Source organism: Rhizobium sp. P1_E6 (assembly GCF_056405875.1).
Genome location: NZ_JBFUBG010000005.1, coordinates 118,882 through 144,416, shown reverse-complemented (window position 1 = coordinate 144,416; position 25,535 = coordinate 118,882). Strand labels below are relative to the sequence as shown.

22 protein-coding genes are annotated in these 25,535 nt (G+C 60.7%); 5 read left to right on the top strand and 17 right to left on the bottom strand.

Translation table 11 applies throughout. The features are described from left to right. Positions 1-2 precede the first annotated feature (2 nt). The gene (locus AC1D35_RS05350) at positions 3-1,598 is read left to right on the top strand and encodes a GMC family oxidoreductase (RefSeq protein ID WP_477938329.1); all 1,596 of its coding nucleotides are present in this window, start codon (positions 3-5) and stop codon (positions 1,596-1,598) included. A 9-nt stretch (positions 1,599-1,607) separates the two neighbouring features. Continuing rightward, positions 1,608-2,489: a 3-hydroxyisobutyrate dehydrogenase gene (gene mmsB, locus AC1D35_RS05345; protein ID WP_477938328.1), complete on the top strand. Its 882-nt coding sequence runs from the start codon at positions 1,608-1,610 to the stop codon at positions 2,487-2,489. Between the two features lie 7 nt (positions 2,490-2,496). On the opposite strand, the gene AC1D35_RS05340 is transcribed toward mmsB, so the two are convergent. From AC1D35_RS05340 to AC1D35_RS05275, 14 genes are all read right to left on the bottom strand, one after another. Continuing rightward, complete coding sequence (locus AC1D35_RS05340) at positions 2,497-3,546, bottom strand: DUF2218 domain-containing protein (protein WP_477938327.1); 1,050 nt, start codon at positions 3,544-3,546, stop codon at positions 2,497-2,499. Further along, a complete protein-coding gene (gene fhuB / locus AC1D35_RS05335) occupies positions 3,543-5,540 on the bottom strand; it encodes a Fe(3+)-hydroxamate ABC transporter permease FhuB (RefSeq protein ID WP_477938326.1) in 1,998 nt (665 codons plus the stop codon). The genes AC1D35_RS05340 and fhuB overlap by 4 nt, the downstream gene beginning before the upstream one ends. Then, positions 5,524-6,399: an ABC transporter substrate-binding protein gene (locus tag AC1D35_RS05330; RefSeq protein ID WP_477938325.1), complete on the bottom strand. Its 876-nt coding sequence runs from the start codon at positions 6,397-6,399 to the stop codon at positions 5,524-5,526. The genes fhuB and AC1D35_RS05330 overlap by 17 nt, the downstream gene beginning before the upstream one ends. A 3-nt stretch (positions 6,400-6,402) precedes the next feature. Next, on the bottom strand, positions 6,403-7,182 hold the full coding sequence (locus AC1D35_RS05325) for an ATP-binding cassette domain-containing protein (protein ID WP_113307861.1): 780 nt from the start codon (positions 7,180-7,182) through the stop codon (positions 6,403-6,405). A gap of 89 nt (positions 7,183-7,271) precedes the next feature. Continuing rightward, positions 7,272-9,446 carry a TonB-dependent siderophore receptor gene (locus AC1D35_RS05320; protein WP_477938324.1) on the bottom strand — a complete coding sequence of 725 codons (2,175 nt, stop codon included), beginning with the start codon at positions 9,444-9,446 and terminating at the stop codon, positions 7,272-7,274. Positions 9,447-9,608: 162 nt separating this feature from the next. Further along, entirely contained in the window at positions 9,609-10,493 is an 885-nt protein-coding gene (locus tag AC1D35_RS05315; RefSeq protein WP_113508255.1) for a helix-turn-helix domain-containing protein, read from the bottom strand. Positions 10,494-10,609: 116 nt separating this feature from the next. Then, positions 10,610-11,365: a fumarylacetoacetate hydrolase family protein gene (locus tag AC1D35_RS05310; RefSeq protein ID WP_477938323.1), complete on the bottom strand. Its 756-nt coding sequence runs from the start codon at positions 11,363-11,365 to the stop codon at positions 10,610-10,612. Between the two features lie 78 nt (positions 11,366-11,443). Continuing rightward, positions 11,444-12,811: an FGGY-family carbohydrate kinase gene (locus AC1D35_RS05305; RefSeq protein ID WP_477938322.1), complete on the bottom strand. Its 1,368-nt coding sequence runs from the start codon at positions 12,809-12,811 to the stop codon at positions 11,444-11,446. Further along, positions 12,808-13,128, bottom strand: coding sequence for an L-rhamnose mutarotase (gene rhaM, locus AC1D35_RS05300; protein ID WP_113301781.1), 321 nt, complete (start codon positions 13,126-13,128; stop codon positions 12,808-12,810). Before rhaM ends, AC1D35_RS05305 begins: the two co-directional genes overlap by 4 nt. Next, positions 13,125-14,135, bottom strand: a complete 1,011-nt coding sequence (locus AC1D35_RS05295; RefSeq protein WP_113508258.1) for an ABC transporter permease — start codon at positions 14,133-14,135, stop codon at positions 13,125-13,127. Before AC1D35_RS05295 ends, rhaM begins: the two co-directional genes overlap by 4 nt. Beyond that, positions 14,132-15,121: an ABC transporter permease gene (locus tag AC1D35_RS05290; protein ID WP_477938321.1), complete on the bottom strand. Its 990-nt coding sequence runs from the start codon at positions 15,119-15,121 to the stop codon at positions 14,132-14,134. The genes AC1D35_RS05295 and AC1D35_RS05290 overlap by 4 nt, the downstream gene beginning before the upstream one ends. 10 nt (positions 15,122-15,131) lie before the next feature. Further along, positions 15,132-16,667: a sugar ABC transporter ATP-binding protein gene (locus AC1D35_RS05285; RefSeq protein ID WP_113301812.1), complete on the bottom strand. Its 1,536-nt coding sequence runs from the start codon at positions 16,665-16,667 to the stop codon at positions 15,132-15,134. Between the two features lie 72 nt (positions 16,668-16,739). After that, the gene (rhaS, locus tag AC1D35_RS05280) at positions 16,740-17,735 is read right to left on the bottom strand and encodes a rhamnose ABC transporter substrate-binding protein (protein ID WP_113301779.1); all 996 of its coding nucleotides are present in this window, start codon (positions 17,733-17,735) and stop codon (positions 16,740-16,742) included. Between the two features lie 47 nt (positions 17,736-17,782). Then, positions 17,783-18,595, bottom strand: coding sequence for a DeoR/GlpR family DNA-binding transcription regulator (locus AC1D35_RS05275; RefSeq protein WP_477938320.1), 813 nt, complete (start codon positions 18,593-18,595; stop codon positions 17,783-17,785). 195 nt (positions 18,596-18,790) lie between these two features. On the opposite strand from AC1D35_RS05275, the gene AC1D35_RS05270 reads away from it, so the two are divergent. Both AC1D35_RS05270 and rhaI read left to right on the top strand, forming a co-directional pair. Then, a complete protein-coding gene (locus AC1D35_RS05270; protein WP_477938319.1) occupies positions 18,791-20,887 on the top strand; it encodes a bifunctional rhamnulose-1-phosphate aldolase/short-chain dehydrogenase in 2,097 nt (698 codons plus the stop codon). 63 nt (positions 20,888-20,950) lie between these two features. Next, positions 20,951-22,243, top strand: coding sequence for an L-rhamnose catabolism isomerase (rhaI, locus tag AC1D35_RS05265; protein WP_477938318.1), 1,293 nt, complete (start codon positions 20,951-20,953; stop codon positions 22,241-22,243). A 24-nt stretch (positions 22,244-22,267) separates the two neighbouring features. Here rhaI and AC1D35_RS05260 read toward each other — a convergent pair whose 3' ends face one another. The 3 genes from AC1D35_RS05260 to AC1D35_RS05250 form a co-directional block, all read right to left on the bottom strand. Then, a complete protein-coding gene (locus AC1D35_RS05260; RefSeq protein ID WP_477938317.1) occupies positions 22,268-22,726 on the bottom strand; it encodes a carboxymuconolactone decarboxylase family protein in 459 nt (152 codons plus the stop codon). Positions 22,727-23,004: 278 nt separating this feature from the next. After that, positions 23,005-23,694 carry a RibD family protein gene (locus AC1D35_RS05255; protein WP_477938316.1) on the bottom strand — a complete coding sequence of 230 codons (690 nt, stop codon included), beginning with the start codon at positions 23,692-23,694 and terminating at the stop codon, positions 23,005-23,007. 35 nt (positions 23,695-23,729) lie between these two features. After that, complete coding sequence (locus AC1D35_RS05250; protein ID WP_477854496.1) at positions 23,730-24,404, bottom strand: HAD family hydrolase; 675 nt, start codon at positions 24,402-24,404, stop codon at positions 23,730-23,732. A 152-nt stretch (positions 24,405-24,556) separates the two neighbouring features. On the opposite strand from AC1D35_RS05250, the gene AC1D35_RS05245 reads away from it, so the two are divergent. Continuing rightward, positions 24,557-25,426: a sigma-70 family RNA polymerase sigma factor gene (locus tag AC1D35_RS05245; protein ID WP_113301672.1), complete on the top strand. Its 870-nt coding sequence runs from the start codon at positions 24,557-24,559 to the stop codon at positions 25,424-25,426. Positions 25,427-25,535 lie beyond the last annotated feature (109 nt).

Here is a 25,535-nt window from a genome sequence, read left to right as displayed (position 1 = left end):
CCATGGATCGCTACGACTATATCATCATCGGGGCAGGCAGCGCCGGCTGCGTGCTCGCAAACCGACTGTCTGCCGACCGTAACAACAGCGTTCTCTTGCTGGAGGCGGGCGGCAACGACAATTACCACTGGATCCACATTCCAGTCGGCTATCTCTACTGCATCAACAATCCTCGGACCGACTGGTGTTTTACCACCGCACCAGAGGCCGGGCTGAACGGACGGGCGCTGAACTATCCGCGCGGCAAGGTGCTCGGTGGCTGCTCGTCGATCAACGGCATGATCTATATGCGCGGCCAGGCCCGCGACTACGACCTCTGGCGGCAGATGGGCTGCACCGGCTGGGGCTGGGACGACGTGCTGCCGTTTTTCCGGAAGTCGGAAGACCATTATCAGGGCGAGGACGAAATGCATGGCGCTGGCGGCGAATGGCGTGTGGAGAAAGCACGCGTGCGCTGGGATGTGCTCGATGCCTTCCAGAAGGCGGCCAAGGAAGCCGGCATCCCCGAAACGGCAGATTTCAACCGCGGCAGCAATGAAGGCTCCGGCTATTTTGACGTCAACCAGCGTTCCGGCATCCGCTGGAATGCGACCAAGGCCTTCCTGCGCCCAGCCATGAAACGCGGCAATCTGACAGTCATGACGAAGGCCCAGGTGCGGCGGTTGCTGGTTGAAGAGGGCGCCGTCGTCGGTGTCGAGTTTCAGCACCGCGGCACGGCCAAGCGAGCCTATGCCGCGAAGGAAACCGTGTTGTCGGCCGGCTCCATTGGCTCGCCGCATATTCTGGAACTGTCAGGTATCGGCCGGGGCGAAGTGTTGCAGCAAGCAGGCATCGATGTGCTGGCGGAGGTAAAAGGCGTCGGCGAGAACCTGCAGGACCATCTGCAGCTTCGCCTCGCCTACAGGGTCACGGGCGTACCGACCCTCAACGAAAAGGCGTCGAAGCTGATCGGCAAGGCGGCGATCGGGCTCGAATATCTCGTGCGTCGCTCCGGCCCGATGGCGATGGCGCCGAGCCAACTCGGCATCTTTACCCGCTCCGGTCCTGATAAGGAGACGCCCGATCTGCAATATCATGTGCAGCCGGTCTCGTTGGACAAGTTTGGCGATCCCGTTCACACCTTTCCTGCGATCACGGCAAGTGTGTGCAATCTCAGGCCGGAAAGTCGCGGTTTCGTGCATGTCTCAAGTCCGGATTTTGCAGCTCAGCCGACGATTGCCCCAAGGTATCTCTCGACGCAGCGCGATCGCGACATAGCTGTTCGTTCAATAAAGCTGACACGCCGGATCGTGGCCCAGCCCTCTTTCGCCCGTTTCCGTCCGGAAGAGTTCAAGCCGGGACCGAGCTACCAGAACGAGGCGGAGCTGGAGAAAGCGGCAAGCGATATCGGCACAACGATTTTCCATCCCGTCGGAACCTGCAGCATGGGCATCGACAGGGATAGCGTCGTCGATCCGCGCCTGAGATTGCGGGCGCTCGCAAGACTGAGGATCGCGGACGCCTCCGTGATGCCGGCGATCACGTCAGGCAACACCAATTCGCCGACGATCATGATCGCCGAAAAGGCGGCGGCCATGATCCTCGAGGACAACAGATAGGAGATGAGCATGGCAAGGATCGGATTTATCGGGCTTGGCAATATGGGCGGGCCGATGGCGGTCAATCTCGTCAAGGCCGGTCACGAAGTTCTCGGCTTCGATCTCGCCGCCCCCGTGCTGAAAGCGGCTGAGGAAAGCGGCGTGAAACCGGCCAGCCATGCCAGTCAGGCGGTCAAGGACGCTGAGATCGTCATCACCATGCTGCCGCAAGGCAAACACGTACTGACGGCCTGGACCGATATCCTGCAATCGGCTGCGCAGGGCACGCTTGTAATCGATTGCTCGACCATCGATGTGGAAAGCAGCCGCAAGGCGCATGAGATGGCGAAAGCCGCAGGCTGCCTGTCGCTCGATGCGCCGGTCTCAGGCGGCACGGGCGGGGCGAGCGCCGGAACGCTAACCTTCATGGCGGGCGGCTCCGGAGGAGCCTTCGCCAAGGCAAAGCCCGTTCTCGAGGCCATGGGCAAGAAGATCGTCCATTGCGGCGAGGCGGGTGCGGGGCAGGCAGCGAAAATCTGCAACAACATGATCCTCGGCATTTCCATGGTCGGTGTCTGCGAGGCCTTCGTGCTCGCCGAAAAACTCGGTCTCTCGCATCAGGCGCTTTTCGATGTCGCCTCCACCTCATCCGGCCAATGCTGGTCGATCAATACCTATTGCCCGGTGCCCGGACCGGTGCCGACCTCGCCTGCCAACAATGACTACAAGCCGGGTTTTGCCGCGGCCTTGATGCTGAAGGATCTGAAGCTCTCGCAGGAGGCGGCTCTTGCGAKCGGCGCATCCACACCACTTGGCGCGGAGGCCGCGCAGCTTTACGCGCTCTTCGATAAGCTCGGCAATGGTGGTAGGGATTTCTCCGCCATCATCGAGATGTTCCGCGAAAAGATGTAGGCAGCGCCTAGCGCTCCCAGTAGGCGCCAATGCTCATCTTGTGCCGGTCATGGCTCCGCTCGATCTTGAGGAAGTCGCGGATGCGCTTGGCCTCGGATCGCTCGCAGCCTGCCCAGACGAACGTGTCGGCATCGGCATCTGCCAGGGCATTCTTGATGGCGGTTTCGACGAGACCCATCGTGCCGGCGGGCGCGCCGTTGCGATGCATCCAGGTCAGATCGACAGTGCCGGCCGATGGCAGGGGCAGCTCTTCCGTCGGGCCATCGACTTCGAGGAAGATACGCAGCCGTGTTCCGGCGGGAACCTCGGCAGCCATGCGCGAGATAGCCGGTAAGGCCGTCTCGTCTCCGGCGAGGATCATCGATGTTGCATCGGGCACGCCGCCGCCGCCGGGACCAAGTGCCCCAGCGATATCACCGGGCTTCGCATTCAATGCCCATTCGGCACCCGGCATATTTTCGCCCTCATGCAGAACGAAGTCGATATCGATCTCGCCACTGTCCAGGTCGATGCTGCGGAACGTGTAGATGCGCACAGTCAGCGCATCCTCATCCTTCGCCCATTCGATGCGGCCGTCAGAACGCAGTTTCGGCCAGATGGGTGTGCGGCCCTTCGGCGGGATGAGCAGTCGGAAGTGCAGCCCACCGTGAGCGAAATGCCTGGCATCGTGACAGGCAACCGTCACCCGCCGCATATGCGGGCTGATGTTGCGGGAGCCGACAACGCGGATTTCACGCAGGTCGGGCAGGCGGTCCGCCTTCGGTGCGTCCGACCAGGCAAGCTCCAATGTTTCTTCGCCGGCGAACTGGAAGAGGTGCTCGGCAAGCACCGAGCGCACGTTCTGAAGTGCGCGTGCACTCTTGCAGGAGAGCTCGATTTCAAGCTTGGGACCGTCCTGGCGGATATCCGCCTTGCCGATCGTCATCTCCAGCGTCACCTGATGGCCGTCACGCTTGACGGTACTGTGTTCGGCGAAATGCGAGCAGATTTCATCGAGCATCCTGTTGGGATCGACAGCGATTGCGACGCCGGATGCGGTAAAGGGTGCAGCCATCATTGCTTGGTGTCCTTTCGCGAAAGCAGCCAGATGAGATAAGGCCCGCCGATCAGCGCCGCGAAGAGGCCGACCGGCACCTGATAGGGGTAGATGACGACGCGCGAGAGCCAGTCGGCCGTCATCAGCACGCCGGCGCCAAAGAGGACGCTAGCAGCAAGCTGGTGGCCTGGCCGGTGGAAACCGGCGAGACGCGCAAGATGGGGGGCGATAAGGCCAGTAAGGCTGAGTGGGCCGACGAGGAAGGAAGCGATCGCCGTCATCAGTGCGGCAAGCACCGCCAGCGTCAGCCGGCTTGTGCCGACGCGAAGACCGAGCGCACGGCTGGAATTGCCCCCAAGCGGCAGCATCGTCAGCCAGCGGCGGAGGAAGGGCAACGGGGCTACCAGCACGACGAGCGAGATCATCGCCGTCCAGGCTTCAAAGCTGCCGGCGCGGCTGGTCGAACCGGAGAGCCAGGTGAGCAGGATGTAACCGCGCATGTCGCCCTGCGCGAGCACCATGGTGATGATCGCCATGGCGAAGGCGCCGATGCCGACGCCCGCCAGCAGCATGCGCTCCGGTGAAAACTGTGCGTGGGCAGAAATGGCAATCATGGTGCCGAAGGCGGTCAGTGCGCCGAGCGCCATGGCAAGCAGCATGATGACGGGTGACGGAAAGCCGAAGAGAAAGAGTGCGACCGTCAGCCCGGCGCCGGCACCGCTGCTGATGCCGAGCACTTCCGGGCTCGCAATCGGATTGCCGGTGACCCGCTGCATGATGAAACCGGCTGCCGCGAGCATGCCGCCGGCGCCAGCAGAGACGATCGTGCGGGGCAGGCGGAAGGCCAGGAGATTGGTGAAATCTGTTCCCGTTGCGAAATGCCAGCCGTCATCGGCCGGGCCGAGCGTGAGGAAGAGGACGAAAAGCAGGACGATGGCGACGGAAAGTGCAATGAGCGTGGCAAGCGGCTTCGAAAGCCTCTTGAGGGCCGCAGTCGATTGTGCGGTTACAGCAGAGACGGAATGGACGCGGGGCAACAGGAAAAGCAGCAGCGGCCCACCCAGCATGGCAGTTGCGGCGCCGGTCGGGGCAAGATCGGTGAAGCCTGGCCCGAGGATTTGTGTCAGGCAATCGGTCAGGAATAACAGACCGGCACCCATCAGCGGGGCCGCGATCATCAGGCTTCCGGTGCTACGTGCGCCGAAAAGCCGGGCAATTGCGGGTGCGGCGAGGCCGAGGAAGCCGATTACGCCGACCTCGGCCGTGACCGAGGCAGCGAGCCAGACGGCCAGCACGAGGATGGCAAAGCGCGCCGAATGCAACGCAAGGCCGAGACTTCTTGCGCTCGTATCGTCTAGTGTCAGAATACCGAGCGGGCGCATCAGCAGCAGGGCGGCAGCAAAACCGATCATAAGGCGGGGACCGAGCGAAAATAGGCCGTTCCAATCTTGCTGGCTGAGCGACCCGGCGCCCCAGATATAGATCGACATGGCATATTCGCCGCGCGCCAGGATCAGCGTCACGCTGAGCGCGGCGGCAATCATGCTGACGATCATGCCGGAGAGCGCGACGGTCACCGGATCGAGCCCGCGCCGCCAGCTGAGTGCGAGCACGAGCGCAACGGCGCCGATCCCACCGCCGAAAGCGACGATCTCCCGAGAAAGGCCGATCAGCAGCGGCGAGAAACTGAGCGCCGCCGTCATCGCCAATTCCGCGCCGGAGGCAATGCCGAGCGTCGATGCATCGGCAATCGGATTGCGCAGCACACGCTGGAGCAGCATACCGGAAAGGCCGAGAGCGGCGCCTGCAATCAGCGCCAGCACCGCGCGGGGCAGAATGCTGTTCCAGAGGATCGCGCCATCGAGTATTGCGGCCTGGGCAACATCGCCGGGCACCTGCGGACGCGTTGCGATCAACAATAGGAAGGCGGCTATGCAAAGGGCCGCAAACGCAATCGCCGAGAAGGGAATGCTGACGCCGCGTGCCGGTCGGGCGAGACTAACCGTTCCATGCATGGCCAAGCCCCTCCCGAAGAAGATCGGCAAACCGCATGGCGGCCGGCAGCGCACCATAGGGATTGATGGAGCCGAGGATCAGCACGCGCTTCTCGCGCACCGCCGGTAGCGCATTCCAGAAGGCGCTGGTGGACAGGGTGGCGATCGCATCGGCCGGATGAGGCGGGATCATCACGATCCAGGCATCCGGCATCGAGGCCAGCGTCTCGATGCCGACGGGAGCGGCGGCCGAATAGCTTGTTGCACCTTGCCACGCGTTGGTGAGGCCGACCCGCTTCAGCACCTCACCGAACATGCTGTCGGAGCCGAAGACGCGAAAATGCCTGGCATCGCCAAGATTGATCGGGATCACGGGCCGGCCGTCGCCCGCCGCAAAACCAGTCTTGTAACGGTCGAGCTTGTCATAAAGCTCTTCGGTGAGTTGCCTTGCGGCGGCAAGCTGCAGCCTATCGCCGATGGCAATCGTCGCCCGCTCGGCCAGCGTGTAAGGGCTTTCGCCCGGTTTATAGATCGCATGGCTTTCGACAGGGGCGATCGGCTGCATCCGTGCATCCGCCCAGGCGTAAAAATTCGAGTTGAAGATCAACTCCGGGCGGGCAGATTGCAGCACTTCGAAATTCGGCGTTCCGCGCAGGCCGAGATCGGCAACGTCATCGGGTATGACGGGGGTTACCGCCACGTCGCGAAACTGCCGCAGCTCCGTTCCAGCAACGACATTGGCGCCGATCGCCAGCAAGGTTTCGAGGATCGCCCAGTCAAGGGTCGCGACGCGCAGGCTGTCGGCCGCCCGCAGCAGCGTGGGGGCCGACAGCGTGGCCGCCGCACCGGCCAGAAACTGCCTGCGGGAAAAAAATGCCATGGCCTACAACAGATAGCTGACCGGCTCGTTGCGAACCGGATGCGGGAAGACACCCATGCCGACGCCGAAGATGGACTGCAGCTTGTCGGCCTGCATGATGTCGGCAGGCGTGCCCTCGGCAGTGATGCGGCCATGGTTGAGCGCGATGATGGCGTCGCAATAGCGTGCCGCGAGGTTGATGTCATGCAGGACGATGACGACGGTGAGCCCGCGCTCGTGGCTGAGTTCCTGCACCAGCGATAGCACGCTTGCCTGATGTGCAAGATCGAGCGCCGAGGTAGGCTCGTCGAGCAGCAGGCAGCGGGCGTTCTGGGCAAGCATCATGGCGATCCAGGCGCGCTGCCGCTCGCCGCCGGACATGCTGGCGACGAGACGATCGGCGAAATCCTCGAGCTCTGTGCGGACGATCGCTTCCTCGACCATGTCTCGATCGGCAGCGCTGAAGCGGCCGAGGGTGCCGTGCCAGGGGAAGCGGCCGAGCGCTACCAGTTCACGCACGGTCATACCGTCGGTCGCCGGTGTAAACTGCGGCATGTAGGCGACATGGCGGGCGAAGGCGCGGCTGCCCCAATCGGCCGCCGCCTTGCCGTCGAAGGAGATCGAGCCGCTCTTCGGTGCTATCTGCCGGGCGATGATCTTCAGGAGGGTGCTTTTGCCGGAGCCGTTCGGGCCGACAAGGCCATAGATGCGGCCTGTCTCAAGGGTCAGGTCGATGCCGTTGAGAATGGGCCTGCTGCCGATGGCATATTCGATCCCGGCGAGATTCAGGAAAGGCGTAGACACGAGAAACTCCGGCTTTGCTGCTAAGGGTTGGGAGGGCAGAGCCCTCCCTTTATCGCAGCTTCCTGAAAAACTAAACTCTATTTGTCAACTTACCATTTCTTGCTGAGCTTGAAAGTGACGGTGCGCGCATCACCATAACCGCAGACCGTCAAGCCACCGCAGCTTTCGACGTAGTTCTTGTCGAAGAGGTTGGCGACGTTGAGCGAGGCGCCCCAGTTCTCTTTCTCATAACGGATTGCCGCATCGACAAGGGTCGCGGCAGGTACCTTCGCCGTGTTGGCTTCATCTGCCCAGGACGTTCCCTGATGGCGCACGCCGGCGCCGAAGCTAAGGCCTTCCATGGCGCCTGTCGTGACCGTGTAATCGATCCAGAGTGAAGCGCTCACCTTCGGCACGATGTATGGCGACTTGCCGATCAATCGCGGATCGGCCTCGTTTTCAAGCACTTCCATATCGGTATAGTCGAGGCCGGCAATGACCTTCCAGTTATCGTTGACGTTGATCTTGCTTTCCAGTTCGAAGCCGCGCGAGCGCACCTTGCCGAGCTGGCTCTGTGCGAAAGTCGCAGGGTTGGTGACCGTGTTGTTGCGCTTGTCGATCTGGAAGACGGACGCGGTGATCGATCCGTCGAAGAAGGTCGGCTCGTATTTGACGCCGCCTTCGATCTGGTAGCCTTCCTCCGGCTTCAGCGGACCGGAGACGCCGGTGCCGATGAGCGGATTGAAGAAGGAAGCGACGCTGACATAGGGCGTCAGGCCATTCTCGAATTCATAGGCGAGGCCGGCGCGACCGCTGACGGCATTGTCGTCAGAACTATAAGACGTTCCGACGACCGCATCGGAATTGGTGTCGACATAGTCATAACGGCCGTTGAGCGTCAGCAGCCAGCCATTACCGAAATGGATCTGGTCCTGCCCATAGAGACCAAGCTGCCTCTGCGTGACGGTCTGATTGATCTGCACGTCGTTGGCCGGCTGTGCCAAGCCATAGATCGGGTTGGTGGCGCTGATCGCCGTCGCAGCGATTGGCCAGGTCGGCCATTTCTGCAAGTTGTCGAGCTTGTAATATTTGTAGTCGAGGCCGACAAGCACGTTGTGTGTGGCGCCGCCAAGCTCCGCCTCGCCTTCCAGCCGGTTGTCCATGCCGAAGGAATCGACGCCCGAGCGGCCTTCGAAGCCGATACGCGCCAAATTGTAATCCGGGCCTGTGGGAACACCGCCGACCCAGCCGTTGAGGTACGGACCGATCTCGTGTTTGTCGAGGCGGCCGTAACGCAGGTTCTGCGAGAACTTGATGCCGTTGTCGAATTCATGCTCGAATTCGTAGCCGATCATCTTCTGAACATAGCTGCCGTCGTCGATGTCGGGTTCGCCATAGAAGGCGTCGCGCGGGATCTTGCCGAATGGCGCATCCTTGACTGTGCCGACATAGGGAAAGAAGCCATTGCCGGTATGGACCTGGTCGAGGCCTGCAAGGTAGCCCCAGACAGTGAAGCTTGTTGAATCGTCAGGCGCAATTTTCAGCTGCGGCATGATGAAGCCGCGGAAATCATGCGAGAAATCCGAGTAATTGTCGCCGCCGGCGACCTTGCCGGTGATGCGGTAGGTCATGGCGTCGCTGGAGCCGACCTTGTCGGATATGTCGAAGCCGGTGAAAGCATTGCCGTTGCTGTTGATACCGATATCCGTGTAGTAGAGCGGCTCGTCGAGCGGGCGCTTGCGCACGAGATTGATGATGCCGCCCGGATTGGCACCGCCGTAAAGCACCGAGGCCGGGCCTTTCAGCACATCAACGCGCTCCAGCATGAAGGGATCGATCTGGAAACCGCCGAAGCCGTAGCTGAAGAGGTTGAGATTGTCGAAGAAGACGCCGGTCTGCGTGGCGTTGAAGCCGCGAATGTAGAACCAGTCTGTGTCGGGGTCATTGCCATAGGGCTGGGCGAGGACACCGGGCGTATAGAGCAGTGCTTCGTCGATCTTGTTGGTGACGCCGCGATCGTCCATTTCCTGCTTGCCGATGACCGAGACCGACTGCGGGATCTCGTTGATCGGCGTATCGCCCTTGGAGCCGACAGACGAATTTTTCGCAACATAACCCTTGACCGGACCGGCCGCGCTGTCAGCGCCGCCCTGGATGACAATTGGCGCCAGCTGTGTCGGATTGGCATCCTGGGCAAAAGCGGAAGACGCCGCCATGATGCCGGCGACGGCAGTCCCCGTCAGAAGATTTGCCCTCGAGATGTACCTCTTGGTCTGCGATCGCATGGAATACCCCACTCGTGCCGTGGCCCTGCTTGCCACGGTATGGCCTTGAATAAGTCGAGTGTTTAACTCAATTTTAATTGGCCGGATTGTCGCGATCGGGTGGAAATTGAACGTTCTTGGGCAATTTTCCGCACTGCAAGCAAATGCCCGGACGTGCTGCAGCTACGCAATCTGCGCCTTTTTCCAGTTCGCCGGCGTCGTTCCGAGATGTTTGCGGAAGACACGGGTGAAATGCGCCTGATCGGCAAAGCCGGTTTCGACAGCTATGGTCGTCAGCGGATATTCGCTGACGACCAGCAGATGTTTTGCGCGCTCGAGGCGGGCATGGGTCTGGTATTGATGCGGCGCCACGCCGGTCGAAGCCTTGAAGGCATGGCTGAAATGCGATTGCGACAGGCCGGTGACTGCCGCGACTTCCTCAAGGCGAATATTGCGCCGGCAATTTTCCTCGATGAATTCGGTGGCGCGGCGCAATTGCCAGGAAGCGAGCTTGCTGCGCTTGCGTGGCTGCACCTTGGTGAGTTTCAGCACATCGATGATGAGAGCGAGCGCCAGGCCGTCGCCGTAGAGGTCATGCAGCGGCTGMGGATTGACGCATTCGGCGGCAATCAACTGGGCCAGCGACAGAAGGCGCTCGTCGGAAAACAGGAGCTGGGCACTCGCAAGGCGCTGCGGATCGAGATCATCGCCGAGCCTTCGGTTGATGGTCTCAACATCGAAATGGATGTCGAGATGGCGCAGAGAATGCACGTCCACCAGATCGGCCCAGACTTCCATATCGGCAGGTACGTAGGAAATCGGACGCTTCTCAGTGTCCTGCACCGTGCCATGGGCGCGCGGCGAGAGCTTCACCCGCGAATTGCCCGGCCCGCGTTTTTCGAGGAGGATGAAAAGCCGCGGGTCGCGCGATACATAGTAGCCACCACTGTGGGCGGCGCAGTCGACATCCCAGACATCGGCCACGATGCCGTTCCACACCCGGCGATTGACGCCTCTAGTAACGGAAAAGCCGTGAATCTTGTTCTGCATGCGCGGTTGAAACGTCATTCCCACTTCCGCCTCCGGCGAGACGCCGGAATAAACCTTCGTAATAAACTCAAGTTTAATACAGGAGGCGGAGCGGGATGACAATCACCCAGTTTGTGCGGCCGGAACTGCCGATATCAGACGACGGAGAAGGTCAGTCGTGCGGTATCCCCGAAGCGGATATCGATCTCGCCGGGTTCGCTAAGTTCGATTGCGCCGCTCAGCGTGCCGGTGGTGACGAGCGCGCCTGACGTCAGCGAGCCTTCCGGCCTCAGCGGATCATTGGCATAGTCCACCAGCCAGGAGACGACGTCGCCCTTCGGATGCTTTCCGAAGCCATCATAGATCGTTTTGCCGCCATGGGTAACCTTCACCGGCGTGCTTGCAGCGGTATCGATGAAGCTCTTTGCAATGGACGGGCCGAGCACGTAACCGCTATTGCCGAGGCGGTCTGCGAGGAAGAGGAGGAAGGAGACGGCGCCGCTTTCCTTGACCGCGCTGACGAGCAGTTCGGCGCCGAGATAGACGGCGGAAACTGCATCGAGCACGTCGGCGCGGCTGTAGGGCGCGCCCCTGCGATAGGGCAGGTCCTTGCCGAAACGCACGGCGACCTCTGTTTCGAACTTCAGGCCCGGATACCAGGCGATGGTGGCACCCGAGACGGCTTCGGCATAGGGATGGAGAGGTGCTGTGACCGGCTGTCCGTCGGGCGAGGCCGTGACCTTCCAGGCGTTGCTTGCAACCCCTTCTTCAGCTTTCAGGAAGTTCTGTGCGTCCATCGCCTGCTGCAGATCGTTCGGCAGCCGAAAGGCGCTTGTCGGCTCCTGCTTTCCGGCCTGGCGCAGGCCGTGGAGTTTGGCGGCCAAAGCGCGCGGGTCAAATGATTCAGTCATGCTGTCTCCTCCATCAAATCGAGAGGTGCCACAGTAGCGGCGCAGCCGGCACGGACAAGGGCAGTCTTGGAAAGACTGTTATTCCATCGCGACGTACCAGCGCTCCCGATAGGCGGGAAGACCTGGAATTGCCAAGGGCGCGAAATGCTTTTCCACCCCGGACACCGGCCGGATGCCGGCGAGAAGCGCTGCGCCCTGGCTGGTGCCGGTCGAGCCCGGCAGGGCCATCGTGTCGCGGCCGGTCAACGCGGAAAGCAGCGACAGATAGGTCTCGTTCAGCGCGAAGGGTCCTTCGACAATAATAGGGCCTTTGGCACCGATCAGGCCGAGGCAGGCTTCCGTCATCAGCGCCAGATAAAGACAGGCGGCGGCATATCGCTCTTCGCGACTTGCGCCTTCGGCGCCGAGCCAGCGACTGACCTTGCCGGGGAAGGGGCCGGAACCGGGCGCCACATTCGGCAGCAGCATAATGCCCTTGACCACGACATCCTCGATGACGGCCTTTGCCGCGGCATCGTCTACCTGGCCGATCTCGGCTGAGAGCATCTCGAATTCGCGTCCGCCCATGAAGCGTGAGGACGGTACGGCGCGGCCATAGGCATCGACATTGGCAAGGGCATCACGCTTGGCATCGAGATGGTCGAGGTCGCCGCCGACGCCGAAATTGATGACCCAGGTGCCGGTCGAAACGACCGCGAACGGCGCTGCGCGGCCGACAAGATGCGGCAAGAGCGAAGCATTGGAATCATGGATGCCGCAATAGACAGGTACCGAAATGCCGATTTCCTCGGCGATGTCAGGGAGGACCTGGCCGAGCGCATCGAAGGCCGAGCGGATCGGCGCCATCCGGTCACGAATGGCGAGCGTGTCGACCAGCGAGGAATAGGCGCCGGTTCTCGGGTTCCAGAGATCCGTATGGCAACCGAGCGACGTCGCTTCGTTTGCCACGACACCGGTCAGGCGCGCCGACCAGTATTGCGCATAGGTGAGAATATCAGCGACTTCCACGAATTCCACGGGAAAGGCGTTCTTCTGATAGTGAAGTTGCGCGCCGATATTCAGCCCCATCGACAGCCGCGGCGAGTAGGTCTCGTCGAAGGAAGGGCGAAGCGCATCATAGGCGTCGCGGATATCCTGCGGATATTCGTGTTCATAGTCGATGACAGGCATCGCCAGCTTGCCATCTGCATCGAGCAGGGCGGCGGCCGCACCATGCGTGGTGATCGAGATCGCGTCGAAACCTAGTTCGCTGGCAAACGTCTTCAGCGCTGCAAGCGCGAAACTCCAGAGCGTCTCGATATCATAGTGTGGATAGAGGCCGTCGCGGATGACGGTGTTAGGTTGCTTGCGGACGGCGATTTCTGCGCCTGTCGCGCTGTCGAGCACGACGACCTTGGCATTCGTCTTGCCGATATCGAGAACGGCGATGCGGCGATAGTCACTCATGGCATATGGAAGAGAGTAACGAGGCCGCTTTGGACGGGTGAATTATCCGGATTGGTTTCCATGATGTCGCCCATATGCGCCCACCACTTCTTCATGACCGGATGCTCGGGCAGGCTCCCCATCGTATGGTCTTTCGGCCGCGTCAACACACCGAAAAGCGTGTTGGTCTCGCGATCGAGATGGATGGAATAGTCGCTGGCGCCCGACTTATGCAGGAGATCGACCAGTTCCGGCCAGATCTCGTCATGCCGCTTCCTGTATTCGGCCTCCATGCCGGGATTGAGCTTCATCTTGAAGGCGTGTTTTTCCAGGGTCATTTGGCGCTCATGGCTTTGATGCGGCGGGCGATGATCGGGATCGCGATGGTGATGATCAGAAGCAGGCCGATGAAAATCGACATGACGATGCCGGGCACGTTCAACAGGCCGAGGCCGAAGGTAACGAGGCCCATGACGAAGGCCGCAATGACGACGCCGCCGATCGTGCCGGAACCACCGAGGATCGAGATGCCGCCGAGCACGACCATGGTAACGACTTCGAGTTCCCAGCCCTGCGCGATCGACGGGCGGGTTGAGCCGAGGCGCGAGGTCAGGCAGACGGCTGCGATGCCGCTCATCACGCCGGTCAGCAGGAAGAGGATGAATTTCACGCGCTCGACGGGAATGCCGGAGAAGCGGGCGGCGAAATCATTGTTGCCGATCGTATAGACCTGCCGACCGAAATTCGTCGCATGCAGCAGGATGGCGAAAAGGATCGCCAGCACGATGAACAGCACGAATTCGAAGGAGAAGACCCAGACGACGTAACCCTGGCCGAAATAGGCGAAATCCGCCGGATATTTTCCGTAAGCCTGGTCGCCGAGCACGATGTAGGAGATGCCGCGGAACAGGCTCATCGTGCCGATAGTGACGACGATCGACGGCAACTTCAGCACCGAGACGAGGAAGCCGTTGAACATGCCGCAGAGAAGCCCGGTACCGATGCCGATCAGCACGAGGCCCGGTGTGCCGACGCCGGCCTGCGCCGCCGCACCCATCGCCGTCGAGGCAAGCGCGATGATGGCGGCAACCGACAGGTCGATCTCGCCGGCGATGACGAGCAGCGCCATGGCGAAAGCGATCATCGCTTTTTCGGTGAAGTTGAAGGTCGCGTCCGAGAGGTTCCAGGCATCGAGGAAATAAGGCGAGGCCAGAGAATTGAAAATGAAAATGAGGACGGCGACCCCAAAGAGCAGCACTTCCCAGCTCGACATGATGCGTTTGAAGGGTGTGCCGAGCCGATCGGGAATGACGCGCTTTTCTGGATTGGCGGAAACCATGCTCATGCTGCGACCTCCGCTGCGGCGCGGTCACGCAGGATGATGCGGCCGCGATTGCGCTCGCGCCGTGCGTTGAAGACGACGGCAAGAATGATGACGGTTCCGGAAATCGCCATCTGGGTGAACGGCGAGATGCCGATGACGGGCAGTGCATTCTTGATGACGCCGAGGAAGAGTGCGCCGAGTACCGTTCCGGCGACCGAGCCGACGCCGCCGGCAATCGAGATGCCGCCGATGACGCAGGCTGCGACGCTGTCGAGCTCAAAGCCATTGGCGATATCGACGTAGGCGACCGCATAGCGCGAGACCCAGAGATAGCTTGAGAGGCCGGCGAGCGCGCCCGAGRGAACAAAGGCAAGGAATTTCGTCTTGCCCGTATCGATGCCGGCGTAGACAGCAGCGGTCGAGTTGCCGCCTGTTGCATAGGCCGAACGGCCGAACTGGCTGTAACGCAGCAGCATGTACATCAGCGCAACGATGATGAGCGCCACCCAGCTCAGCACCGGCAGGCCGAGGATCGGCGTGCGGGGAACGGAAAGGAAGGTCGGCGTCATCTGGTGCGCATTCACCCAGGCACCGCCCGACAGCACGAATGCCATGCCGCGATAGATGGTGAGCGTGCCGAGCGTCACGACGATCGGCGGGATTTCGAGGCGCCAGACCAGGAAGCCGTTGATCGAACCGAGTGCTGCGCCAATCACGACCGCCGCAAGGATGAGCACGATGAGCGGCAGGCCCGGAAAGGCAGCATTCATCATTGCGATCGCCATGCCGGTAAAGGCGAGATTGGCGGCAACTGAAAGGTCGATCGATTTCGTCAGAATGACTGTCATCTGCGCAAGCGCCAGGATGATAAGGATCGCCGTGTCGTTGAAGATGCCGGCCAGATTGTCCGGCGTTGCGAAATCGGCAGCACGCGTCGAGAAGACGGCGATCATCACCACGATGATGGCAAAGAGCAGGGTTTCGCGTTTTCTGATCAGTCTCATCATGCTCGTCACCTCATGCATTTCCGGTCGCCGCGCGCACCAGCGCTTCCGGCGAAAGCTGATCGCGCTCGTAGAGCCCCGCCGACAGGCCTTCCTTCATGACAAGCACGCGGTCCGACATGCCGATGATTTCGGGCAGTTCGGAGGAGATCATGATGATGGAAAGACCCTCGGCCGCAAGTTCGCTGATGAAGCCGTGGACCGCGGCCTTTGAGCCGATATCGATGCCTTTGGTCGGCTCATCGAGGATGATGACCTTTGGCATGGTGGCAAGCCATTTGCCGATGACGACTTTCTGCTGGTTGCCGCCCGACAGAGTACCGACAGGCACGGAGAGGGCAGCGGCGCGCAGATCGAGCCGCTCTGCATATTTGCGGGCGAGCGCGAATTCGTCTGCCGCCTGCAGGAAGCCCTTGCGCGAGGTGCGCGTCAAAGAGGGCAGCGTCATGTTCTGATAGATCGGCATCGGCAGCGCCAGGCCGTGGCGGCCGCGCTCTTCCGGCACGTAGACGATACCGGCGCGGATGGCGTCCTGCGGAGAATTGATCGAAATCTCCTGGCCTTCGAGAACAAGCCTACCGGAAAGCGGCTTGGTGATACCGAAGAGAGATTGCGCAAGCTCCGAGCGTCCGGCGCCGATCAGTCCATAAATGCCGAGGATCTCACCCTTGCGGAGCGTCAGCGAAATATCGCGGAATTCAGTGCGATGACAGTATTTCTCGACCTCGAGAACCGGGCCACCAATCGCCACATCGATCTTCGGGAAGGCGTTTTCGACATCACGGCCGACCATCATACGGACGATTTCGTCCTGTGGCGTTTCCTTCAGCTTTCCGTGGCCGACATCGCGGCCGTCGCGGAAGACGACGTAATTGTCGGCGATCTCATAGAGCTCGTCGAATTTGTGGCTGATGAAGAGAATGGCCTTGCCGCTTGCCTTGAGTCCCTCGACGATGCGGAAGAGATCGTCGATTTCCTTGCGCGAGAGCGCGGCGGTCGGTTCGTCCATGATGACGATGCGGGCCTCGATCGACAAGGCGCGGGCGATCGCCACGAGATGGCGCTGCGCAATCGAGAGGTCCTTCAGGCGGATCGTCGGATCGATATTGCTTTCAAGCGAGGTCAGCAGCGTCCTGGCGCGGCTGTTCATCTCACTCCAGTCGATGGTGCGCCAGCGGGTGCGTGGCGCGTGACCAAGGAAGATGTTTTCGGCGACCGAAAGCTCGTCGAAGAGCACGGTCTCCTGATGAATGGCGGTCACGCCGGCATCGATGGCGGCCTGCGCCGTCGCAAAGTACACCGGTTTGCCATCGACGAGAATCTCGCCCTCGTTCGGGCGATAGATGCCAGTCAGGATCTTGACGAGCGTCGACTTGCCGGCGCCGTTTTCGCCGATCAGTGCCGTCACCTTGCCGGGATAGAGCGCGATGCTGACATTATCGAGCGCCTTCACGCCCGGAAAGATCTGCGAGATACCGCGCATTTCCAGAATGGCGGCAGCGTCATCGGCTTTTTGGTCCGCGACGGGATGTTGAAGGGCAGGGGTCATCAGCAAGCTTACCACCATCGAAAGAGAAGCCCGGCGGCAGAGCCGCCGGGTGTCTGTTCTGAATGTCTGAAATCAGAAGACCTTGGAGAACTGGTCGATGTTCGAGGCATTGTAGACGAAGGGGTCGGCCATAGCGGCTTCGCCATTGTCGCCGATCTTGATCTTGCCCATGCGGCCGGCTTCGATCTCGCTGCCCGGCTTGCCATCGGCATCACCCTTTGCCAGGTGATAGGCGATCTGCGTTGCGGAATAGCCGAGGTCGATCGGGTTCCAGATGGCGAATTCCTTCGTCGCACCAGACTTGATCGCGCCAGCCATTTCGGAAGGCAGGCCGAGACCGGTGACGTAAACCTTGCCCACCAGACCCTTGTCTTCAACGACCTTGGAAGCAGCCAGAACGCCGACCGTCGTCGGAGCGACGATGACCTTGACGTTCGGGTTGGACTTCAGAAGACCTTCGGCTTCACGATAGGACTTGTCCGAGAGGTCGTCGCCGTAAACCGTGGTCACGAGGTTGAGGCCCGCGAAGTCCTTGAGCTGCTTCTTCATCTGGTCGATCCAGATGTTCTGGTTCGTCGAGGTCGTCGTTGCCGACAGGATGGCGAAGTCGCCCTTGCCGCCGTCAAGATGATCCTTGACGAGCGTCAGGCACATCTTGCCGATCAGCTCGTTGGACGACGGGTTGAGCTGCAGGATGCGGCCTTCCGGAGCAACGCCGGAATCCCAGGAGATGACCTTGATGCCGCGCTGGGCGGCCTTTTTCAGAGCCGGAACGACAGCGTCCGGATCGTTTGCCGAGATGGCGATGGCATCGACGCCCTGAGCGATCAGCGAGTTGATGACTTCGATCTGGCCTTCGGCCGTCGTGCTCGTCGGGCCGGTGTAGATCACTTCTACGCCGCCGAGTTCCTTGGCCGCTTCTTGAGCGCCCTTGTTGGCGGCGTCGAAGAAGCCGTTGCCGAGCGACTTTACGACGAGGCCGATCTTGATGTCCTTGGCGCTTGCGGCGCCGGCCATCATGGCGACGGCAAACGCCACGCCGATTGCAAGTGTCTTTGCAAGTTTCATGTCATGTCCTCCCACTGAGTTTTAGACTTCCACACCTCGCCGACGCCTCATGCGACCGACGAGGAATCCTCCTTCACTGCCTGCGCCATCGGGCTCGCAACAACGAGCCGGACGCCTGCATTCTCGACCATACGGGCCGCCTCATCGGCGATGCCGTTATCGGTTATGATTGTTGAAACACGGTCGAGCGCGCACAGAATGAGGCTCGACCGGCGATTGAACTTGCTGGAATCGGCCATGACGACCAGTTCGTCGGCCTGATGCATCAGCTTCTGTTCGCTCTGGATGATCAGCGCATCCGCCTCCATGATGCCGAGCGGTCCGACGCCCTGTGCGCCGATGAACATKCGCCGTGCATAGAAATTGCGGATCGCATCGTTGTCGAAAGGCGACAGGATCAGGCTCTGCTCGCGATAGATCGCGCCACCCGGAACTGTCACAGTGTTTTTCGAATGCTTCACCAGATGCTCGGCAATGGCGAAAGAATTGGTCATGACCTGCATGCGATGACCGGCCATATAGTGAACCATCTGGAAGGTCGTTGTGCCGCCGTTGATGATAATCGCGTCGCCGGCCTCGCACAGATCCACCGCTGCGCGCGCAATTGCGCGCTTTTTATCGATGTTGACTGATTCTGACACTCTGAACGGGCGGCCGGCAAGATTGCCGAGCTGCGGCGGGTGCACTGCTTCTGCACCACCGCGAACGCGCCGTATCTTGCCCTGCACATGAAGGGCCGCGATGTCACGCCTGATTGTCGCCTCGGAAGCGTCCGTCAGTTCAGAAATATCCTGAATCGTGACGACGGACTTCTCCTGAACAGCGCTCATAATGATGCGATGGCRTTCGCGTTCGTGCATTGGGCTCCTCCCGTGTCACATTTATTTCTTATCCGTTAAAAGCTGTCAATCAGAAACGATCATAATTTTTCATATTGCGATGCAACATAATCGAATTTGATCGTTTTCGATTGACAAGCTGCATTTCGATGCGCGATACCGTGACCGAAACGAGCGCTCACCGGAGTGCTCTGGAAGCCTTAATGGGAGGATGATATGGCGGCAAAGGTTCGACTTCTCGACAACCGGTGGGATGATGCTTACGCGGTGGGACTCGATGAACCCGGCAAGCTTCTTTATCGCTCGAATCTGCTCGGCGCCGACAAGCGCATCACCAATTATGGTGGCGGCAATACCTCTGCCAAGGTCATGGAAACCGATCCCCTGACCGGCGACAAGGTCCAGGTTCTCTGGGTCAAGGGTTCGGGTGGCGATGTAGGCACGATCAAGCTTGATGGTTTTGCCACGCTTTATCAGGACAAGCTAGAAGCGCTGAAGGGCATCTACAAGGGCGTCGAGGATGAAGACCGCATGGTTGGCTTCCTGCCCCATTGCACCTTCAACCTGAATGCCCGCGCGGCTTCCATTGACACGCCACTGCATGGTTTCGTGCCTTATACGCATGTCGACCACATGCATCCGGACGCAATCATCGCGATTGCCGCTTCCAAGAATTCGAAGGAATTGACCAAGCAGGTCTTCGGTAACGACATCGGCTGGCTGCCGTGGCGCCGTCCGGGCTTCCAGCTCGGTCTCGATCTTGAAGCCTTCGTCAAGGCGAACCCTGGCGCCAAGGGTGTCGTGCTGGAAAGCCATGGCCTGTTTACATGGGCGAATGATGCCAAGGCTTGCTACGAGCTGACGCTCGATATCATCAACAAGGCAATCGAGTGGTTTGCCGGCCAGACCGAAGGCAAGACGATCTTCGATGGTGCAGTCGTCGAAAGCCTGCCGGTCGCCGAGCGTCGCGCCATCGCCGCCCGCCTGATGCCGGAAATCCGCGGCCGCATCGGCAAGCAGGAGCGCAAGCTCGGTCATTTCGACGATCAGGATGCCGTGCTCGAATTCGTCAATTCCAAGAGCCTGCGCCCTCTCGGTGCACTCGGCACCAGCTGCCCCGACCACTTCCTGCGCACCAAGATCCGCCCGCTGATTGTCGATTTCGATCCGGCCAAGCCCGATGTCGATGCGATCGTCGCCGGTCTCGACAAGTCGCTCGAAGACTACCGCGCCGACTATGCCCGCTATTACAACAGCTGCAAGCACAACAATTCACCGGCTATGCGCGACGCCAATCCGGTGATCTTCCTGGTGCCTGGTGTCGGCATGTTGTCCTTTGCCCGTGACAAGGCGACGGCTCGCATCGCCAGCGAATTCTACGTCAACGCCATCAACGTGATGCGCGGTTCCTCGACCGTATCCGAATATCAGGGCCTGCCGGAGCAGGAAGCCTTCGATATCGAATACTGGCTGCTGGAAGAGGCCAAACTGCAGCGCATGCCGAAGCCGAAGAGCCTTGCCGGCAAGGTTGCCTTCGTCACCGGCGGCGCCGGCGGCATCGGCCGGGCAACGGCTGCCCGTCTCGTCGGCGAGGGTGCCTGCGTGGTGYTTGCCGATATCGATCAGGCAGCACTTGAAGCGACGGAAGCAGAATTCGTCAAGAAATATGGTGCCGACGCGGTTCGCGCCGTCAAGCTCGACGTGACCAAGGAAGATGCGGTTATCGCTTCCTTCGCCGAATCCTGCACCGAATTCGGCGGCATCGATATCCTCGTTTCGAATGCGGGCATCGCTTCTTCGGCACCGATCGAATTGACCGAGCTTTCGACGTGGAACCGCAATATCGACATTCTGGCGACCGGCTATTTCCTCGTGTCTCGTGAAGCCTTCCGGCTGTTCCGCCGCCAGGCCCTCGGCGGCAACGTCGTCTTCATCGCGTCGAAGAACGGGCTTGCCGCTTCGCCGAATGCTGCCGCCTATTGCACGGCGAAGGCTGCCGAAATTCATCTTGCCCGTTGCCTGGCGCTGGAAGGTGCGGACGCAGGCATCCGCGTTAACACCGTCAATCCCGACGCCGTCCTGCGCGGCTCGAAGATCTGGAGCGGCGAATGGCGCGAGCAGCGTGCGGCTTCTTCCAAGATTGAAGTGGATGATCTCGAAGAACATTACCGCAAGCGTTCGATGCTCAAGCTCAACGTGTTCCCGGAGGACATCGCCGAAGCCGTCTATTTCCTGGCGTCCGATCTTTCTGCCAAGTCGACCGGCAATATCATCAATGTCGATGCGGGCAACGTTCAGAGCTTCCCGCGCTAAGCCCAACTTTTGCGGCGGGTGTCATACCCGCCGCTTCTCACGCTAAAGTACCGGGAGGAACTCATGGCCGAGTTTAAGATCGCGCAGGATCTGATTGCGCAGGAAAACGACAAGCGCGCATCTGCGCTCAAATCCGATTATGAAGCGCTCGGCGCCAATCTTGCTCGACGTGGTATCGATATTGATGCGGTGACGAGAAGGGTGTCGGAATTCTTCGTGGCTGTGCCGTCCTGGGGTGTCGGCACGGGCGGTACACGCTTTGCCCGTTTTCCCGGCACCRGCGAACCTCGCGGCATCTTCGACAAGCTCGATGATTGCTCGGTTATCAACGAGTTGACGCGCGCGACCCCGAATGTTTCGCTGCACATTCCGTGGGACAGGACGGACACCAAGGAGTTGAAGGCTAAGGGCGAAGCGCTCGGGCTCGGCTTCGATGCGATGAATTCCAATACGTTCTCCGACGCACCGGGACAGGCGCATTCCTATAAGTACGGTTCGCTCAGCCACACCGATGCGGCTACACGCGCCCAGGCGGTCGARCACAATCTCGAATGTATCGAGATCGGCAAGGCAATCGGCTCCAAGGCGCTGACGGTCTGGATTGGCGATGGTTCGAATTTCCCCGGCCAGAGCAATTTCACCAAGGCATTCGAGCGTTATCTCGCCTCGATGGCGGATATCTACAAGGCGCTGCCGGACGACTGGAAGCTGTTTTCCGAACACAAGATGTACGAGCCGGCCTTCTATTCGACCATCGTCCAGGACTGGGGCACCAACTATCTGATTGCCCAGACGCTCGGCCCCAAGGCGCAGTGCCTGGTCGACCTCGGGCATCATGCGCCGAATACCAATATCGAGATGATCGTCGCCCGCCTGATTCAGTTCGGCAAGCTTGGCGGTTTCCATTTCAACGATTCCAAATATGGCGATGATGATCTCGATGCCGGTTCCATCGAGCCTTACCGTTTGTTCCTCGTCTTCAACGAGCTTGTCGATGCCGAGCAGCGCGGCGTCAACGACTTCAATCCCGCTCATATGATCGACCAGTCGCACAACGTGACCGACCCGATCGAAAGCCTGATCAACAGCGCCAACGAAATCCGCCGCGCTTACGCGCAGGCCCTGCTCGTCGACCGCAAGGCGCTCGCCGGCTTCCAGGACGATAACGACGCGCTGATGGCGACGGAGACGCTGAAGCGCGCCTACCGTGCCGATGTCGAGCCGATCCTTGCCGAAGCCCGCCGGCGCAAGGGCGGTGCGATCGATCCGATCGCTACCTACCGCGCCAGCGGCTACCGCAGGCAAGTCGCCGCTGAGCGTCCCGCCTCGGTTGCCGGCGGCGGTGGTATTATCTGATCTGAACGAAACGGAAGCCGTGGATCACGGCTTCCATCTCCCCGCAATCTGCCGGGTGGCGACGTTCAGCCGGTTCCAGACATTGATATTGGCGATTGCGATGACGAGTGCCGCAAGGCTCTTGCCATCGTAATGGCGCGTGCATTCGTCCCAGATCTCATCCGATACCGGGTTGGCGCGGTCGCTGAGACGGGTGAGGGCCTCTGTCAACGCGAGGGCGGCGCGTTCGGCATCGCTGTAATAAGGCGCCTCGCGCCAGCCAGCGACGGCAAAGAGCCGTTCGTCGGTCTCCCCGTGTTTGCGGGCAATGCGCCAATGCCCGTCGATGCAAACGCTGCAGCCGTTGATCTGGCTGGCGCGCAGATAGACGATTTCCAGGAATCCCGGCGCAAGTCCGGCCGCAACAGGCATTTTGCCGAGGGCATTCAGGGCCTGCATGGCTTCCGGGATGACGAGGGCTGGATTTCCCATTCTCTCTTGCATGTTCAATCTCCTGATAACGTATTCCGTTTGACGCAGAGCCGGCCGGTTGCCGGCTTTCGGTCGTCATGGAGTTGACGCATCAGGATAAGGCAATGTGACTGAGGCAGGAAAAAATGGACGTCTCAGGATTCCGGGAACGACCGCACCATCTGGTCGATATCCTGTGGCTTGCCCCACGCTTCGACGGCAAGCGGGTTATCAGGCACACGATATCCGGATCGGTGGTGATCATGGGGCAGGACATGGCGCTTCGCAGCCACGGCCATCCGTCATGCGTGTCAGGCGTGGACTTTATAGCGCAGGGCGACGGCACCGTTGTCTTTCGTTTCTGCCGATATCAGCGATAGCCGGGTCTTGCCCGCCAATCCGCCGTCGAAAGTAACGACGGGTTGGCCGCCACTGCCATCCAGGGCCGGAGCGACGAGCAGATAAAACTCATCGATGAGCCCGGCGGCAAAGAAGGCGCCGTTGATCGCGGCTCCGCCTTCGAGCAGCAGCTTGCGAATGCCGAGTTCCTGCTCCAGTACACCGAGCGCTGCAGACAGGTCGATCTCGGGGKATGGTGAGACGATGTAGGAGATGCCGTCGGCTGCGAGCTCGGCAAGATGCGTGTCCGGCACGTCGCTGCCGAGAATGACAACGACATGGTCGCCATCGATGTCAGGCCGCGTGAAATGCAGCTTGCCAGAGGTGTCGAGGGCGATCGCGTAGTTGGTTGCCTCGCGATCGGCAAAATGGTTTGGCCGTTCTGCTGAACCCGCTGCTTGCGGCGGATGCGGCTCTCCCTTCGCCATTTCGGCCATAGTGACGCGGCCAACGATCCAGGCATCACCCTGCAGATCTTCATGGGCTTTCTGATAGAGCGCCGTCCATTCCCTGCGGCCRCCATCGGGGCTTTCTGTCCATTTGCTCGGATGCAGGCCGCCATCGAGCGACGACATCATCAGGCAGACGATTTCCGGTTTCATGGGAGATTCCTTTCCGGCGGTGTGCGGCAGGCCGATCAGAACTTGATCGAAAGGTGACCGCTGTCAGAAATGAGAACGGAAGCGCCGCCATAATGTTCGATTTCCGGATAGCCCTGCAGCGAATGCTTGTGGCCGGCCGCGGTGATGACCATGATATCGGCGCCCGCCGCGGTTCCTGCCTTCACGCCAGCTTCGACGTCTTCGAAGACCAGGCATTCATGCGTTGCAAAACCGAGCTTTTCGGCGCCGAGTATATAGCATTGCGGGTCGGGCTTGCCGATGGTCACATCTTCGGCAGTCACAATAGCCTGGGGCATGGGGAGCCCGGCTGCCTCAAGCCGACGCTCCGCAAGGCGACGCGGGGAGGAAGTGACGATCGTCCACCGGTTCGGAGGCAGGGACGCCAGGAAATCGGCAGCACCCGGAAGTGCGACGACGCCTTCGACATCGCGGATTTCGTCCTCAGTAATCTGTGCCGCTTCCGCCTCTGCATCGACACCCGGAAGGTTCAGGCGCCTGATCGTGTCGATGCCGCGCGATCCATGCATGATTGGCAGGAATTTTTCCACATCCAGCCCGTGCCGTTCGGCCCAGCGTCCCCATACGCGCTCTGCCGACGCAATCGAGCTCAGGATCGTGCCGTCCATGTCGAAGAGGAAGGCGGCATATTGTTTGGAACTGTTAAATCGGGGGGACATGGGAAACACCATAGGGAGGGATCAGCCTACCATCAGCCAATGAAAAACGCGGCAGGTCAAGTCATGAGCCAAACCTCGCCGGGACTTGATACGATGGCGCACCTGTCACATCGTCCGGTTTCCGTTCGTCATGGCCTTTGATGCAACAGGATTGGAGTGGATTGATGGACGAGAATAAATGGCTGGCCGGTGAGTTCGAGGCGAACCGCGGGCAGCTGCGGGCCGTCGCTTTCCGCATGCTCGGCTCCCGCGCAGAAGCTGAGGATGCGGTGCAGGAGGCGTGGCTGCGCCTGACAAGGTCGGATAGGGGCAGCGTCGATAACCTTGGCGGCTGGCTGACGACGGTCGTGGCACGCATCTGCCTGGATATGCTCCGTTCGCGCAAGACGCGACGCGAAGAGCCGCTCGACCTGCCGGCGCATGGTGCGATCGCGGATATCGCCAGCAATCCGGAGCACGAAGCAGCCTTTGCCGATTCGGTCGGCATCGCCCTGCTCGTCGTGCTGCAAACTCTCTCGCCTGCCGAACGCGTCGCCTTCGTTCTGCATGACATGTTCGAGCTGCCCTTCGAGGAGATCGCTGCGGTGATCGGGCGAAGCGCTGCCGCTGCCCGGCAGCTTGCCAGCCGCGCTCGGCGCAGGGTGCAGGGGCAGCCGGAAACGCCTGATATCGATCTCGCGCATAAGCGCAGCATAGCCGAAGCCTTCCTCATCGCCTCCCGCAATGGCGATCTGGAGGGGCTGATTGCGGTCCTCGCGCCGGATGCCGTCTTCCGACCGGATACGGCTGCGACCCGTCTGGGTAATGTGGTGCCGCTTCGCGGCGCTGGTGCCATCGCCGAAAGCTTCAAGGGGCGGGCGACATCGGCGAAAGTCGCACTTGTCGATGAGGAAGTCGGTCTCGTCGTCTTCATCGAGGGCCAGTTGCGCGTCGTGCTGGCGCTGAGCTTTGACGGCGACAGGATCTCGGCGATCGATGCTATCGCCGACCAGAATCATCTGCGTGATATCGGTTATTCGGTTTTCGAAGGCTGAGCGATCATAAGCGGTGAGTTTCTTCAGACAGGTGGCTTCCGATCAGGTCGCCTGCCGGCACCCTGCAGCGACACACGAAGATCCAGTGTCCACGACTAAGGACTATAAA

Coding starts and splice junctions, on each gene's coding strand:
- AC1D35_RS05350 (WP_477938329.1), top strand. CDS start 3: ATGGATCGCTACGACTATATCATCATCGGGGCAGGCAGCGCCGGCTGC.
- AC1D35_RS05340 (WP_477938327.1), bottom strand. CDS start 3,546: ATGATGGCTGCACCCTTTACCGCATCCGGCGTCGCAATCGCTGTCGAT.
- fhuB (WP_477938326.1), bottom strand. CDS start 5,540: ATGCATGGAACGGTTAGTCTCGCCCGACCGGCACGCGGCGTCAGCATT.
- AC1D35_RS05330 (WP_477938325.1), bottom strand. CDS start 6,399: ATGGCATTTTTTTCCCGCAGGCAGTTTCTGGCCGGTGCGGCGGCCACG.
- AC1D35_RS05320 (WP_477938324.1), bottom strand. CDS start 9,446: ATGCGATCGCAGACCAAGAGGTACATCTCGAGGGCAAATCTTCTGACG.
- AC1D35_RS05310 (WP_477938323.1), bottom strand. CDS start 11,365: ATGACTGAATCATTTGACCCGCGCGCTTTGGCCGCCAAACTCCACGGC.
- AC1D35_RS05305 (WP_477938322.1), bottom strand. CDS start 12,811: ATGAGTGACTATCGCCGCATCGCCGTTCTCGATATCGGCAAGACGAAT.
- rhaM (WP_113301781.1), bottom strand. CDS start 13,128: ATGACCCTGGAAAAACACGCCTTCAAGATGAAGCTCAATCCCGGCATG.
- AC1D35_RS05295 (WP_113508258.1), bottom strand. CDS start 14,135: ATGAGCATGGTTTCCGCCAATCCAGAAAAGCGCGTCATTCCCGATCGG.
- AC1D35_RS05285 (WP_113301812.1), bottom strand. CDS start 16,667: ATGACCCCTGCCCTTCAACATCCCGTCGCGGACCAAAAAGCCGATGAC.
- rhaS (WP_113301779.1), bottom strand. CDS start 17,735: ATGAAACTTGCAAAGACACTTGCAATCGGCGTGGCGTTTGCCGTCGCC.
- AC1D35_RS05260 (WP_477938317.1), bottom strand. CDS start 22,726: ATGCAAGAGAGAATGGGAAATCCAGCCCTCGTCATCCCGGAAGCCATG.
- AC1D35_RS05250 (WP_477854496.1), bottom strand. CDS start 24,404: ATGGTGTTTCCCATGTCCCCCCGATTTAACAGTTCCAAACAATATGCC.
- AC1D35_RS05245 (WP_113301672.1), top strand. CDS start 24,557: ATGGACGAGAATAAATGGCTGGCCGGTGAGTTCGAGGCGAACCGCGGG.